The following is a 15206-nucleotide window of genomic DNA, read 5'->3' as shown; positions in this document are numbered from 1 at the left end:
ACTTCCATGGAGGACTATATGAAAACCTGGAATTTTAGTAAACATTTGATGTCGTGTGCAGCTATTTTTATATTTCTATTTATTATTGCCAAGATACTATTACCAATAGGCACAAGCGTTTGCATTATAGGCGGTGCTGATGGACCAACAACCATTTATCTAACAAATGAGCCAATATTTGATTTTGAGACTATTATTATTTTAATACTTTTTATAATTGCCATAATTCTATATAAACCAATAAAAAGATATATTAAAAAGTAAAAATCTTGTTGGCCGGGTAATAAATGCCGGTTAGCCTTTAGTGCATTTCGATGGATTGACACCGTATTTCTTTCTGAATTTTTCCGCAAAGTGGCTGGCGTCACTATAACCTACCAGCAGTACCGCTTCAGTGACTCCCAGCTTTTTATCCTCCATCAAGAACCGTGCCGTCTCCAGCCTTTTATCAATGATATAGGCATGAACAGGCATGCCAAACAATTCCTTAAAGCCTGTTTTTAGCTTATATTCATTAAGATGTACCAACCTGGCCAGCTTTCCTATCGTTGGTGGAGATGTAATATTTTCATCAAGAATCCTTCTGGCTTTATGAAGCGACTCTGTATCAAATGAAGAAAGTTTGGCTGAGGAACAATGCGATCCGTTTTCCAGGATTAGTTCATTCAGATAAACAGCGATTAGCTCCAATATTTTTCCTTCAAGATAAATTCTTTTTATATGATCCCGGTAAGGACAATTAGCAATCTCATTCAGAATCAACTTGACAGCCGGCGAGAATTTTCTCTTGTAAAAAACACCGCTTCCATAAGACTGTCCGGTACGAGGGTATTCCTTTCCCATATGGTGAATAAAACTTGCTATTATTTCCGAGTCCAAATGTATAGTAAGCCCGTAAAACCGCTGTCCCGGATTATAGCTGCATATATTATTCCCCTGGTTGCCCTGGAAAATATAGTTTTCCCCACATTCTATCTCGTATTCTTTTTTGTTCCCTTCTGATCTCCACTGGAATGCTTCTCCCAGACAAAAAGCAAGGCAATACTCGGGATTGCTCGATCCTCCCCCCATCGTCATACTTTCAGAAAACGTCACATCGGCTATAAATACTTCCATTGAGGGTTTAAGAATAATTCTTCGATAATAGCCCTTTCCGGCTTCTTCAGGTATTTTCATCTCTTTTTGAAACGAATTTGTTCTGTATATACTGTTTAGTACGGTGCATACAGGACAATTTTCGTTTTTGGGATTATATACCTTATATTTTTGAACTGCATTCTCCATCATCATCATTACCCTTTCGATAAATATGAAATGATAATAATAATCATTCTCATTTTTATAATATATGACAATAACTTATTAGTCAATTGATTTTTTCTTAACAATCGGATAAAACAGCAAAAGGAATTATTGCATTTGACTCTTGATTCGCCTTTTCTCCCTTCACAATGAGAGCGTCCACTCCAAAATAATCTCTTAAATTGTTTTCAGTTATGATTTCCTTTGTAGGGCCAAAAATGTGCTTCGGACCGGTGCCCAGCAGCAGGGTTTGATCAGATATGCGCAAGGCATGCTGCGGATAGTGGGTATTTATGATGCAAGCCACCTGTTTCTGCCGGGCCAGTTTAACCAGCATATCCAGGATAAGCAGTTGATTCCTTAAGTCCAGATTGGATTCCGGCTCATCAAGAATCAACAAGCCGGGTTCGGCGGAAAGAGCTCTGGCTATCAGGACCATTTGCAGCTCCCCTCCGCTTATTTCATTGCAGGCCTTATGGGCAAGGCTGCCGATCCCAATCTCACACAAAGCCTCTTGGGCTGTTTTCTTGTCCCGGACTGAAGGTACAGAAAAAACACCCAAGTGGGGCGACCTGCCCATCAACACCATTTCCAGCACTGTGTACGGAAAATTCACTCCTTTGGCCTGGGGAACGTAGGCCATCCTTTTCCACAATTGCGATTGTTTTATAGAACTCAAAGGACGATTATCGATGAAGGTTTCTCCTTTTGTCCAGCGCAGGAAGCCCATCAGGCAGCGTAAAAAAGTAGTTTTGCCCACTCCGTTGGGTCCCAGAATGGTCATAATTTTTCCACTGTGGATGGAAAAATCCACCTTATCAAACAGCGTCCTCCCCCTATGGTATCGAAAACTCGCGTTTTTAACACTTAGCTTCATTTCCAGTTTCCTCCGGTCTTTCTCAGCAAAAAGATAAAAAATGGCGCACCCAGGATTGCCGTAAGAATGGACAAAGGAATTTCCGCCGCCGTTGCAGCTCTGGCGATATTGTCTATCAGCAGCAGGTACAAAGCACCAATGGCCGCACTTGCCGGCAGCAATGCTTTATAATCATTCCCTACGATCATCCTGCTGATATGCGGCACAACAAGCCCCACCCATCCTATGATTCCGCATATTGAAACCGACACGGCTGTTATCAATGTTGCAGCTCCGATAACCGCAATTCTCAGCTTGACGATATCTACTCCCAGTGATCTGGCTTCATCATCCGATAGGGAGAGAATATTTATTTTCCACCGGAGAAGAAGCAGGGTAATAATCCCCAGCAGGATTAAGGGTATGCCAAGCCCCATATTTTCACGGGTGATTCCGGACATGCTGCCCATCAACCAGAATACAATTGCGGGCAGCTTTTGTTCCGGGTCCGCAACATATTTAATTAAGGAAATCAGCGCTTCAAAAAGAGCACCCGTAATTACTCCTGCCAGTATCAGCATAAACAGCTGCGAGCCCGATTTCAATCTGCTGATCAGCCAGGTTGCCACTACCGCCGCTATGCCGAAAATTAAAGCCATGCCCTGTATGAAAAACATATTTCCCGAGATCAATATCCCCAATGCAGCGCCAAAACCCGCGCCCGCCGAAACTCCCAGTATATGAGGGCTTACCAGCGGATTCCCAAAAAGCCCCTGGAAGGACGCCCCGCCCGCCGATAAACCCGCTCCTATCAGCATGGCCATTAAAGCCCTTGGCAAACGCATTTCCATAACCACTGCTTGCTCAATCTCTCCCCATGTTGAGTCCAACGGCAATATGCAGGACAATAATATTTTAAAAGCCAAGAAAGGCGCTACCGTATATCTGCCGATGCAGATGGAGGCCAAAAACAATACCGCCAGCATGCACACAAGTACGATAAACACTACTTTCCCTCGATTTCTCATGTTTTTCTCCGTTATCTCCATGGTGCAGCCTTCTTGTAAATTGTTGTGCAAAATTCGATCCTCCTGTTGTTCATTGCTTTTCCTTCTTATGCGGGGTGTATCCGGCTTCTAAAAATGATGCTGTACCATTTTATTTGCTTCTTTCATGAATGCTTCAATAACATCCATTTCCTCACTTTTTAATGCATCCAAAAACTCAAAGATGTCGCTGTCACTTGCACGGTGAAGCGCATTGTGAATAGCGCAGGCCTTCCGCCCCTTCTGAGTCAGGTACAGGCAGGCCAGCTTTTTATCGACGGGATCCGCTTCCTTGCGCACCAGGCCCTCTCTTTCCAGCTTGATAACAGTCTTGGACACAACCGCCCGGGTAACGTTAAAATGCCTGGCCATCTCCGAGATATAAATTCCTGGAGCATCCCCGACCTTTTTCAGCATATGGATTTCCCCCCTGTAAAGCAAAACCCCCCCGCAGTCAAATACCTTCCTTTTTCCATTCGCCACTACTTCAATCAGTTTGATCAGCTCATTCATAATTTTATTGGCCTTATCATTCATTGCCCTGTCCTTTGACATAGAATTCTCCCTGCAGATTATTCATCATTCCTGCAATCCTATCTTTATTCAAGCTTTCAAATCCGGCCGCCATTAAAGCACTGTCAATACTTGTCTTGCAGAGTAAAACATTGAGCCCGTCCAGTTGTCCCGACAGCCACCCGACAATGGATTCCTTCGGCGACAGGAAATCTTCGCTCACGTCATGGGACACCAGGTAAAGATATCCGGAAGGCTTCAAGGCCCGGTACAGTTTGTCCGCCATGGAATTTATATTTTCTTTGGCGAAATCCAATATTCCCGAAGCAATAATCAGATCATAGTGTTTTCCTATGTCATCCGACAAAAAGTCTCCCGCAACAATTCCAATGCGCCCTTCCAGTCCCGCCGCTTTAACCGTTTCCTCAGGCACCCGCGCCACTTCCGGATGCTCAAACACCACCCCTTCAGCTCCGGGATAGTTCTTAATCAATTCAATGGCCATAACTCCCGGCCCGCCGCCCAAATCAAGGACTTTGACCGGCTCATTTTTATTCAGCAAACATTCCGCTGCCTTTAAAAAAGATTGCACCCTGCCCGTATACATTTCCCTGGCGGTCAGCTTGGCCAGGGTATAAAAATCATAGACGCCAAGTCCGTCGTTGCTTTGCTCCACTTCGGCGACAGGCCCGTTTCTGACTCTTTCTTCCACATGCTCCAACCCCGTCATCCTCTCCCGAAACAGAATATAATCTCCCAGGTAAGTATCGCTATTCCTGTTTAAATATTCGTCCGCCGCAGGTTTGTTTTTATACCTGCCGTTTTGCATATCCAGCAGCCCGATGGATGCGAGGCTGTTCAAAAAAAGCCGGAGGTTTCGCTCATGATAGCCGGTATGGGCGGCAACCTCCCCGGGGCTGGAATAATCCTGCAAATGAGAAAATACATCCAGCCTGATTCCGGCAAATAAAAGCTGCGCTTCCTGATATTCCTGGATCCTTTGGTAAAACACCTTTGGGCTCAATTCCACCGTATGCATCGAATACCTCAACTCCTTTTTATATTTATGGAAAGTGCACTTTCCCCAACTACATCTTTAGCGCATTATGGCTTTCCTGTTTGATGCGGCTCCAGTATGCTGTTGACCAAATCATCGGATAGTGTCATTTTGTAACGGTTTTGATAGTAATCCGCAAGTAAATCTTTGAACTTTTCGGCGCTGATATGATCCGGGTAGCTTTTAGAAGCCATCCACTGCGCCGTCAGCGGCGAATCGGCATTGGGCGAAGCCCAGGAAAAGATACCTTGGGGCATATCATACACCCGTTTTTCCTTGACCGCTTTGACCAGGGACCAGTTTTGCCCCGGAATTCCCCGCAGGTAATCCGAAGCGGGTGCGCCCATAAAAATATAAATGACGTCCGGGTTCCACTGATAAATTTGCTCCATAACCACTTCCTTTTCCCCGCTGACGCTGTCGGCCGCATTGATCAGGCCGCTCATTTCCAGCCAGTAATCTCCGTAGGAACCATTTCCGGAAACGGTAATTTTATTGCTGACATTATTAAAGATCATTAAACCCTTTAATTTTTGTCCCTGTACCTGCTGCAAGGAAGATTCCAGCCGCTTTTCCGCCTTCTCCCATTCCACTTGTATCGAAGCTTCATTTTTTATTTCAAAAATTGCACTGATCAGTTCCTCCCATTTGACTGTCATGCTTACGGGATTCCTGTCCTCCGGGTCCATAAAATCCACAACGGGAATGGTCAAATCCTTCAGACCCGCCTTTTGTTCCCGCCCATAGTAAAACACAATATCCGGCTTCAAGTTCAAAATTGTTTCTGCATTTGTGCTGAACTCCTTGATAAAACCGGTATCAACTTCTTTTAGATACGGGAATGCCTCCTGGATAATCACTGGATTGGCGTTCCGGAAGGTCAGGGGATTGGCGGCGATAATTTTACTGGTATCTTTTAAAACACTGTACATTATGGACGCTAGCGGCGGAGAAATAACAACCACCCTGTTCAGTTCGGCAGCGGCAGGGAGACGCACCACATTGCCGCCCAGATCGGTAATCTCCCGCATGGTATTTTGGTTTACCCCCGATTTCGCATTTTCAGGCGCATCAACTTCCGTCATAGTGGAATTTTGGCCGCACCCCGCGGCAAGCAGCGCTACTGAAACCAACACCATTAAAATAAACAGCTTTTTCAATAAAACACCACCTATGTATGCCTGGCATACAATAAATTGATAATGAATTTCATTATCCTCATAAAATCTTATCACGTCCCGTTTTATCTGTAAAGACTTTCCATGATTATTATATTATTTATATTTTAAAAAAAATAAGGACGAACGCTCAATTACGTCCGTCCCGGGAAGGGAGATGAGATAGGGACAGCAATCATATTAACGGTCTAAAGGGATGTCGGGTGCTCTTAATGCCGGGTAATGGTGATCTGCCCGGTCGCAGTGTCGTAGTCCACATTGGCGCCCAGGGTTTCGCTCACAAACCTGAGCGGCACAAAGGTACGTCCGGACGATAGTATCTCCGGGGCGCCGTCGATGGACGTCGCCCGCCCGTCGACGAACACTTTCACAGAGCCGGGGGTCAGGACGATTTCCCTGTCACTATCCTTGATGGTAACCTGCTGTGTCTCGGGGTTCCAGTCCGCCCGGGCCCCCAGTGCCTCGCCGACAAACCTGACGGGTACAAGCGTCCGGCCCGCCTTGCTGTCCACACAAGGCGGGGCGTCCAGAGTATACGGGCGGCCGTCTACAGTTGCCGCCGTCTGTCCGATGGTCAGGGTGATGACCTTCTGCTCTTCCTCTTCCACCCTGTTTTCTTCCACCTGCTTATCTTCCGCGCTAAACACGGCAAATTTCGTCAGGTGGTTGACATTCGTTACAGCATACCATTTGCCGTCCGTGCCCTGCTCGACGGTCGTCGGCAGGTTCACCCACCGGCCCGTGCTCTCGTCGTGGTAGCAAATGACCGGCTGCTCACCGGCGGCGATCTTCGCCGGGTCGTAGGCAATACGAATGGTGATGGTGTTGTCGCCGAAGTCACGCCGGCCCGAAGTCGTGATTTCATAGATGTCACTGCCGAGCTTGACCTGCAAACCTTCGGAAACTACTGCGTCAACGTAACTGGAATTCAGCTTGTTCACCCTGATCTTGGCGTCCCCGGGTAGAGCCCCGGCCGGGATTTTCACTGTAGCGCCACCGTAAGTGACGGAACCACCGGCTGAGGCTTTAATATCCTTGCTTGTGCCCGTAACAGACGATGCCCCGCCGCCGCCACCGCTTCTGCTGCCGCTGCCGGACGGGACAATCGTTTCCAACGTAAACAGCTGATCTGCGCCGTCCCAGCGCACTTTGTCCGCCAACCGGGCGCGCTTGCCTTGAAACTCTTGCTTTTCCTCCGCAGTGGCTGTTCCCGCCTGGACTTTTTTCTTCAGTTCAAAGAAGTTCTCGGGATATACTTCCGGTTTGACTGTGATATTGACGGCTTTTCCGCTGCGCTGATCAGTTACCTTGAAATTATAAAAACCGGTATTTTGTTCCCGCTGCTCCAGACTGAAATTGCCGGCGCCCACAATTGTTTCCAGCGCCGCTTCCACTCCGTCGGAATAAGGACCTTTAACATAGATCCAATCCTGCTCCGGTATTTCGACGGGCCACAGCTCGGCTAAAGCCGCCTGCATGGCACGGAAGGCAAAGGAGCCGCAGATACAAACCTTTCCGTCTTCTTCTACGCCGACATCTGAGTATGAAATCAAACGCGGATTGCCGCCTTGCTTGACCCGCAGGGAACCCAGCACAGCATCATTGGCGCGGGCGGCAATGAAATAAGAAATATTATCGTGCGGTAGTAGAGAACGCTGTCCTGCCGGGGGGTATACATATTCTAAACCAGCCAGCACCGACGGAATCCTATTACCGGTGATAGTGCCTTCAGAAAGCATAACCGGCACAACGATTACAGAGGCACCGGGGTCTGCTGCTTGCCGCGCCATTACTACCGACCGGATTCCCGGCTCACCAACAGCGACAAAGCCATACCCCACCTCTAAAAAACCATGTCTTTCTTTAAGCTTTTGCCCCAGTGAAGTCAGGTTATATTCCCACACCGCCAGATCCCGAGCCGACGAGGTTCCGTGTGCGGCCAGCACCACCACTTCCTGATCGGCTTGCCGGCTAACCGAAGCAATCCGATCATTCAAGATCCCGGCAACCAAGAGGTGGTCATCCAGCGCAGGAGTTAATTCAATAGCGGCACTGTGCTGAACCTGCTCCAACCCCTCCGCAGCCGCCTCCTCGGGGGTGATGGAACTGGGTAAACCAAGCATGTACTTGATCTCTTCTATATGACCCGAGGCTGAAGCAGCGAAAATTGGCACGGCGATAATGTGCTCCGCTCCCTGGGCCTCCAGCTTCCGAATGGCTGTGGGAATATCTGCACCCGGAACAGATTCCAAAAAACCGGCTTCTACCGGAAAAGGACTTTTCACGTTCTTAACCGCGTCGCGTACCGGCTGGTTCCAATTGTCATCGGATGAACCATGGGCCAGGACCAGGATACCGGTGCCGTTCCCCCGGGCCGTTTCCAACGTAAACAGCTGATCTGCGCCGTCCCAGCGCACTTTGTCCGCCAACCGGGCGCGCTTGCCTTGAAACTCTTGCTTTTCCTCCGCAGTGGCTGTTCCCGCCTGGACTTTTTTCTTCAGTTCAAAGAAGTTCTCGGGATATACTTCCGGTTTGACGGTGATATTGACGGCTTTTCCGCTGCGCTGATCAGTTACCTTGAAATTATAAAAACCGGTATTTTGTTCCCGCTGCTCCAGACTGAAATTGCCGGCGCCCACAATTGTTTCCAGCGCCGCTTCCACTCCGTCGGAGTAAGGACCTTTAACATAGATCCAATCCTGCTCCGGTATTTCGCCGGGCCACAGCTCGGCTAAAGCCGCCTGCATGGCACGGAAGGCAAAGGAGCCGCAAACGCAGATTTTACCGTCGTCCTCCAGCGCCACATCGGTATAGTTGACCCGGCAAAGATTTCCCTCCTTTTTAATCTCCAAGGGCGGCAGAACCACGTCATTCACTCTCAGCTCAATAAACCCGGCGATATTGGAATGCGGCAGCAAAGCCCTGTTTCCAGCATCTGGATAGCGGTAATCCAAGCCATTCAACAACATATCGGGAATTACCGTGTCGGTAAAATATCCTTCACTCAACATCACCGGCACAACCAGCACGTCCCCCCGGTAAACGGCCTCATAGACCGAATCACGTACGGTGGGCTCGCCCATCAGTGCAAAACCGTAGTCGGCATCCTTTAAATTGAGTAGATCCTTCAGGCGGGCAGCCAGAGATTGAAAGGTTTCCCGCCATTTCCCCTGGCCTTCCCCGGTATCCGAACCGTGCCCCACCAGCACGGCTATTTCCTCGCCCGGGTTCTCACTGATGGTCTGCAACCGGTCGGCCAGGATTCCCGCCACCATTACGTGGTCATCCAGGGCCGGGGTGAGCACGATCTCGGCCTCGGTGTCCACCGGCGTCAGTTCCTCTTCTTCGGCGCCATCCCCGCCTCCGCCGGGGTGGCCTCCGGATGCTTCTTCCGCTTCCGGCAGGTCGGGCCTCAAGCCCAACACATATTTAATCTCTTCAATGTGATTGGAATAAGAAGAAACAAACAGGGGCACGGTAATGATTTTATCAACACCCCGCGCTTCCAACGCTGCGACTGCGGCATGAATATCCGGCTCAGCAAACTCCAGGAAACCCAATTCCACGGGATAAGGCAAGTTAACCTCTGCCACCGCTTGCTGTACGACCTCGTTCCAGGAAGCTTCGTCGGAACCGTGGGCCACCACCAGAACCCCGATACCTTCCTCCGCGGCCCCGCAAAGCGGGACAACGGAAAGCATGGCCAAAAGCAGCAGTAAAATTAGCGCCAGCCTTTTGATAACGGGCCTAAACATTTTGCTTATCCTCCCTCTTCTCAGTTAGTTAATTAATCACCAAATGCACCTTTAGGATTAAAAAGGACGAAACTCTTATTTATACCCGATCGAAAAGGGGAAATAAGAGAGCAATGTTGTGATCAATTATCCAACGGTTCATCCAGCTCATCATCATGCTCGATTCTTTCCAGGCCGATGCTTTCCAGAATCTCGTTGATCAGTTCCCTTGTCACCGCAACTCCCCCTTCCAGTAAAATTTAAACATGCCACCAGCACGATAATGAATGTCATTATCGTGCTGGTGGCAAAAAAATTACTCACCTCCCTGCCCCAAAATTGTTAATTTACCTTGTCAAACAATAATTATCTCGTTTCAGTGCTATTGTTATTGTTAGTACCCTGGTTGTTTTTGATTTGTTTAGTGTTGCCTTTGTCGACCTTTTTAACTGGAAATCTCTGGTGACGCAAGCAAGTTAATGGTCTTGTTTTCTTACCCATTAAATACAGCTCCTTTATATTATTTTTACTGTCTTTTGTTAATTTGTCGTTTGTCTTGATCTTTAATCTTGTGCCTAACTATCCGGATGTAGATATAGAAAAAAACAACTGTAAGAGCTGCGGCTCCGGCAATTATATAAAAGTCCATTTCGCTGTATACCTCTGTAAATTAATTAATTTAATAAAATCCGATACTGATAATCATTATCATCGCATAAGGCAAAAAAAAGCCCTTTTACGTTCATAACAATGCTGCTTAACTGTATTATCTATAAACTACGCGTTTATGCTTTGTATGGCCTGAACCATATTGGTAATACTGGAGGAGGTCAGCATTTTAATGGGTTTGCCGTGTTTTCTGCATAATTTTTTGGCGCTGGCACAGGCATTATGGCTATTACAGTCCACCGGGCAAAAAACCAGGTCACATTTGATAATTTTTTTTTCCAGGAGTTTATCACCTCTCCGCATATAGCCATCCAGGTATATGCACTTATGGCCGCAGTTTTCGATCAAATCCTTATATAGATGCTTAATTTTGGTTATTCCGCCGATAATTAATACTTTTTTCATACACTGTTTACAATTAAAACACTTTTTACAGTGATCTGTTTGCTTTGTCGTGTTTTTAAAATCAATCGGCCGGTATTCTATTTTTTGTTCATCCAACTTATCAAAGTTAATGTTTGTCCAACCTTTCCGTGCCATTAATATCCTCTCCTGTAATTGATATAGATAACTTCTTTTAAAAGCAATGACCTGAGATTGTTTTGTTGCAGTTTCAGCTTACCGCCGCCTATTATTGGGGGTGCCTTTAAATAGCATCGTAAAAACGCGTTATATACCATCTTTGTAAACATTTGATGATAATGATATTCATTATCATCAAAGTATGAAAAAAATCCCCCTATTTTACTATGTAATGCAATAGGCACCGTATTCATGTCCTCCTTTCAATGTAACAAATGAATGATAGAAGATTATTATCTTGTAACCGGGAAAAAACAGCTGCCCATTCTCCGGGGGTTGAAAATGATTTTCATTTTCATTATATTTTTTATGGGCCAGTTCGTCAAGAGATAATTTAACATCATTGGAAACATGTTTAAAGCGACAATCTCATGTTTGGGCCGTTGGCTTTTTTTAAGCCTGTGGAGGTTTATTGCTGAAAAATCTTTTTTCACCGCCTGCTTAAGTTCTTTTGTCTTGGCAGAGATGCTTTCTATGATCTCTTTTATATCGCCAATGGAATCGATGGTCGTACGTAATAATGCAGAATCTATCTATTTTGCTTAACAAATTCTTGGGGCATCCTTCTTGTCAAACATAAAATTGCAGCCGATTTATGCATAATTTAACTACCACCTGAGATTTTCATTGCCGCATACATAAAAATACCGGCAATGGCAACAGTCAGGGCAGGGCAGAGCATCAAGCGGATAGTGCCGAAATAGTTTGACTTAAAATACTGCATGTTAAGTATAAGGCACAGGTGAAAAGGTGACATCCAGTATCCTACAGTGGCGGCCGTAAGCAGTAAAAACATAGGTTGGGCAAGGTTTTCTCCGCTCAAATAAGACAGAAAAAGCGGTATTGAGATTGATACCGCAGCCAAATGTATACCGGTTAAGAAAGAAATGAGCAAGGGCATTATAAAAAGCAGGGCCTCCAGGGGAAAATGACTGTTTAAAAGATGGCTTGCTATAATTTTAGGAACGCCGGCTGTATCAAGGGCCAGGCGCAGAAAATTTATTCCCGGAGGAATGATAGCAAGCTGCCACTTTAATGACGGTAACAGTATGTTTCTGAAAAAACTTTTTAACAAGTTTTTTATATATAACCCAAATTTATTTTAGTTTGCATAATGATTAGCTTGTTTATAAATTCATTAAATAGAATTCCAATAATTAAGGACAGTATATAATTTAAACCTTCTTATAAGGGGGGAAACCGGTACAGGTAAAGAGCTTTTTGCCAGAGCGATTCATGAAAACAGCAACAGGGCGGATTCCCCGTTTGTGGCATTAAATTGTGCATCAATACCCGAATCGCTTTTTGAAAGCGAATTGTTTGGTTACGAGCCGGGAGCATTTAGCGGCGCTGCAACGCAAGGAAAGCCGGGGAGGTTTGAGCTGGCCAACAACGGCACACTTTTTTTGGATGAGATAGGGGAGTTATCTCCTACACTGCAGGCAAAACTGTTGCGCGCTATAGAAACAAGGGAAATTGACAAAATTGGCGGGAAAAAACCAATAAAAATAAATACACGATTAATCTCGGCAACTAATCGTAATTTGCTTGCAGATATAAAAAAATCCAACTTCAGAAATGATTTATACCATCGCCTTGCCACCATCACCATTGAATTGCCGCCGCTGCGCTACAGAAGAGACGACATTATACTTCTGGCCAATCATTTTCTCACCAAGATGTCTGAGCGAACCAACCGGCAATTTACTCTTTCAGTGAGCGCCTACAAGCACCTGCTGGAATACCGCTGGCCCGGGAAACGTAAGGGAGTTGCAGAATGTTATTACAGGCGCATGTGTCGCTTCTGACGATGATATAATCAATCTGGCAGAGCTGCCCATTAATAATAATGAAAACCGGGTTCAAGATCCCTCAGATAAAACAGATATATCTTCTATATTAGACTATAAAACCTATATGGAATTTCACGAAAAAATTATTATCGAAAAAGCCCTTAGTTTAACAAAAGGCAATAAATCCGAAGCATTACAGCTACTTAAAATGAATAGAAAAACATTTTATGATCGATTGAAAAAATATGGTATTCTGAAATCGTTATAAACACGGGAGGTTAAAGATGGAAAAATGGAACGATCCTGAAACCAGAGAAGTTATCGACCTGCTAAATCGATGCTGGATGACTCACGACGGCATGTGGTTCCTGCATTGCTTCCGGACGTTCGGAATCCAACAGGCCAATCTGCTGAACAAAGCCGCGATCCGATCCCTGGCGCCTCTGGAGATTGAACGAATCCGACGCACACTTGGCAGAGGGGAGAAAAGGATCGGGAACTTCACCGATTTCAAGGAGTTCTTCATATCAGCCTCAAGGCTCTTTATTCCCGATTTCATGGGGGTATCCATGACCTTTCCCGGGGAAAATATCCTTCACTGGGAATTAGAACCCCTAAACTGTTTCGCCTACAAGGGGATAAAACGGATCGGGGCGATCGAAGGATATGAATGCGGCGTGATCTATAGGCTTGAATGCTGGCTGGAGGCCCTCGGCCTGGCGTTCCGAACATCGCCCCGGTCGGCACACTGTTCCATGCACCTAAGCGGGGTCTGCTCCGGAGATTTCGAGTTCTTTTTCGATTCCTGATTTCCGAAAAGGGGCACAGCCATGAACGAATTAATGAGGTGAGGCATACTTTGAGAGGTTCTAGAACTTCTCAAAGTAAAACCTGACCCTAAACTACAATAAGGGGACATTCCTCCAAAGGAGGTGTGTCCCCTTTCCTTAATGCCACTGTCTAGCGGGGATCGTATCCGACAACCGACCAAATACCTGTCTCGTCCTGCCGGATCAGGCGCTGCAGGTAGACTTTTTCAACCGGGCCGGCGGCGACCTCCACCACTGCCTCAGCACCGTTATTGGCTGCCAGCTTAAAGGATAACATCGGTATCTCCGGTTCGCCGGCAATTCCTTCCGGCGTTACCTTTAAGTTGACAAAGGTAAGTGCCACTTGCAAGGGATCAAGCTGCCAGGGACTGCTTCCCCTGTCCACCTGCCGCTGGTCGGCTTTGACAATTTCCAGATCCACCGGCACCTTGACCCGGGCCTTGTTCACCAGGCTTGCACCGGTGTCCGGCAGGGCCAGGTCGGCGGCAATCTGACGGGCCAGTTCCACCCGCCGCGGCCCTTCAACCTGGATCTCCATCCCATCCTGCCGCCACCGCAGCCGTTCCCCCCATACTTCCAGCGGGCCGCCGGCAGCGGCGCCAAGCGCGGAATTGGCCACCGGTTCGAAAGACCCCCTGGCGGCAGTTTCCACAATGGTGGCAGCACCGTAATCCAGGGCGATATGGTCTTGGAAAGCAAAGATGCGGGCCGGCGCCTCTTGCGGCAGCAGCGGCGTCAGCCGGCTGATGGCAGCCGCTTCCTCCACCGTAGCCACCAATTGCCCCGGGTCCTTTTCCAGCACCTGATATCCTTCAGGCGGTTGGTAGGCAAATGTTTGGGGATCGATCCGGGTATTTGGTTCAAAACTTACAAAAGTATAGGTCGTCTGCAGCGCATTTTGCATCGCTGTCTGCAGTTGGACGGGCAGGTTGGTTTCTTCATCAATCCACAAATAGTAGGCCAGGCCTCCCGGTGGTGAAATTTCCAGTTTTGTTGCCCGGCGGCCGGCAATCATCTCCGTCCCGACAACAGTATGTGGATATTGTTTGGCCAGTTTGGCCTCATCCCGCAAATCAAAGCTGTTCCGGGCCGGGTCCGGCACTAACGGCAACAAGGCTACTTCCTTGCTTTGAGGACGGACCTGCCACCTCCGCTCGCCGTTGTTGACGGTCAGGCTGCCGTCGTCCTGCCGCACGGCATACTTGTCTCCATCCGACCAAATCTCCACCCGGCGGCTCATCCATTCCTCTCCGGCCGCATTTTTTGAGCGCATCTCCAGGACACCATGATAATTGGACAATTGGGCCACCGCTTTTTCCATGGCGTAAACCACCTCCGGCTTAAATAAGCCGGTCCAGTTGATTAACACTGCGCATAATAGCAAGCCGGCTGCCAATGTCGCCACAGACGGTAAAACCCACCGGCGGCGCAAACGCCCGGCTACTGCTTTAGCCAGCCTTTGGGGATACCCGGAATCGGGCAATGCCGGTTCTTTTAAAGTGCGGACCAGCCTGGCCGTTGCCAGAAGTTTGGCCAGTTCCGGATTATCGGCGGTTCCCCGTCTTTTTTCCGGCTCGCGTTCCGCATTCAAGTCATCAATATAATCGGAAAGTTTGCTTTCGGGATCTTTCATTTTCATCCCTCCT

At 47.4% G+C, this 15206-nt stretch carries 14 protein-coding genes and 1 pseudogene; 5 read left to right on the top strand and 10 right to left on the bottom strand.

The window, feature by feature from the left end; all coding sequences use genetic code 11:
• Positions 1-18: 18 nt before the first annotated feature.
• A complete protein-coding gene (locus BM056_RS03470) occupies positions 19-264 on the top strand; it encodes a hypothetical protein (RefSeq protein WP_092468749.1) in 246 nt (81 codons plus the stop codon).
• Between the two features lie 30 nt (positions 265-294).
• Here the strand turns inward: BM056_RS03470 and BM056_RS03465 are convergent, their stop codons facing one another.
• The 9 genes from BM056_RS03465 to BM056_RS03415 all read right to left on the bottom strand — a co-directional run bounded on the left by BM056_RS03465 (position 295) and on the right by BM056_RS03415 (position 12012).
• Complete coding sequence (locus BM056_RS03465) at positions 295-1287, bottom strand: helix-turn-helix transcriptional regulator (protein WP_238456286.1); 993 nt, start codon at positions 1285-1287, stop codon at positions 295-297.
• Positions 1288-1381: 94 nt separating this feature from the next.
• The gene (locus tag BM056_RS03460) at positions 1382-2179 is read right to left on the bottom strand and encodes an ABC transporter ATP-binding protein (RefSeq protein WP_092468747.1); all 798 of its coding nucleotides are present in this window, start codon (positions 2177-2179) and stop codon (positions 1382-1384) included.
• Positions 2176-3237: a FecCD family ABC transporter permease gene (locus tag BM056_RS03455; protein WP_337833483.1), complete on the bottom strand. Its 1062-nt coding sequence runs from the start codon at positions 3235-3237 to the stop codon at positions 2176-2178. The genes BM056_RS03460 and BM056_RS03455 overlap by 4 nt, the downstream gene beginning before the upstream one ends.
• 57 nt (positions 3238-3294) lie before the next feature.
• Positions 3295-3759, bottom strand: coding sequence for a MarR family winged helix-turn-helix transcriptional regulator (locus BM056_RS03450; protein ID WP_238456285.1), 465 nt, complete (start codon positions 3757-3759; stop codon positions 3295-3297).
• Positions 3734-4756, bottom strand: coding sequence for a methyltransferase (locus BM056_RS03445; protein WP_092468745.1), 1023 nt, complete (start codon positions 4754-4756; stop codon positions 3734-3736). Before BM056_RS03445 ends, BM056_RS03450 begins: the two co-directional genes overlap by 26 nt.
• Before the next feature lie 65 nt (positions 4757-4821).
• Positions 4822-5934 (bottom strand): ABC transporter substrate-binding protein, encoded by a 1113-nt coding sequence (locus tag BM056_RS03440; protein WP_092468743.1) that lies wholly within the window; start codon positions 5932-5934, stop codon positions 4822-4824.
• 227 nt (positions 5935-6161) lie between these two features.
• On the bottom strand, positions 6162-9707 hold the full coding sequence (locus tag BM056_RS03435) for a CbiX/SirB N-terminal domain-containing protein (RefSeq protein WP_092468741.1): 3546 nt from the start codon (positions 9705-9707) through the stop codon (positions 6162-6164).
• 756 nt (positions 9708-10463) lie between these two features.
• Entirely contained in the window at positions 10464-10895 is a 432-nt protein-coding gene (locus BM056_RS03430; RefSeq protein ID WP_092468739.1) for a DUF2325 domain-containing protein, read from the bottom strand.
• A 646-nt stretch (positions 10896-11541) separates the two neighbouring features.
• Positions 11542-12012 carry a DUF401 family protein gene (locus BM056_RS03415; protein WP_165613354.1) on the bottom strand — a complete coding sequence of 157 codons (471 nt, stop codon included), beginning with the start codon at positions 12010-12012 and terminating at the stop codon, positions 11542-11544.
• Positions 12013-12118: 106 nt separating this feature from the next.
• Here BM056_RS03415 and BM056_RS03410 point away from each other — a divergent pair.
• The 4 genes and pseudogenes from BM056_RS03410 to BM056_RS03400 all read left to right on the top strand — a co-directional run.
• Positions 12119-12553 (top strand): annotated as a pseudogene (locus BM056_RS03410) (sigma 54-interacting transcriptional regulator); the annotation flags it as partial.
• Complete coding sequence (locus tag BM056_RS27845) at positions 12554-12745, top strand: AAA-type ATPase lid domain-containing protein (protein ID WP_492207418.1); 192 nt, start codon at positions 12554-12556, stop codon at positions 12743-12745.
• Positions 12708-12998: a helix-turn-helix domain-containing protein gene (locus BM056_RS03405; protein ID WP_092468729.1), complete on the top strand. Its 291-nt coding sequence runs from the start codon at positions 12708-12710 to the stop codon at positions 12996-12998. Before BM056_RS27845 ends, BM056_RS03405 begins: the two co-directional genes overlap by 38 nt.
• Positions 12999-13014: 16 nt before the next feature.
• Entirely contained in the window at positions 13015-13539 is a 525-nt protein-coding gene (locus BM056_RS03400) for a DUF6125 family protein (protein ID WP_092468727.1), read from the top strand.
• A 151-nt stretch (positions 13540-13690) separates the two neighbouring features.
• Here BM056_RS03400 and BM056_RS03395 read toward each other — a convergent pair whose 3' ends face one another.
• Positions 13691-15193, bottom strand: coding sequence for a LolA family protein (locus BM056_RS03395; protein ID WP_165613353.1), 1503 nt, complete (start codon positions 15191-15193; stop codon positions 13691-13693).
• Between the last annotated feature and the right edge of the window lie 13 nt (positions 15194-15206).

Origin of the sequence: Desulfotruncus arcticus DSM 17038 (assembly GCF_900113335.1) — a bacterium.
GTDB classification, from domain to species: domain Bacteria; phylum Bacillota; class Desulfotomaculia; order Desulfotomaculales; family Desulfallaceae; genus Desulfotruncus; species Desulfotruncus arcticus.
This window is presented reverse-complemented; position numbering and strand designations above follow the sequence as displayed.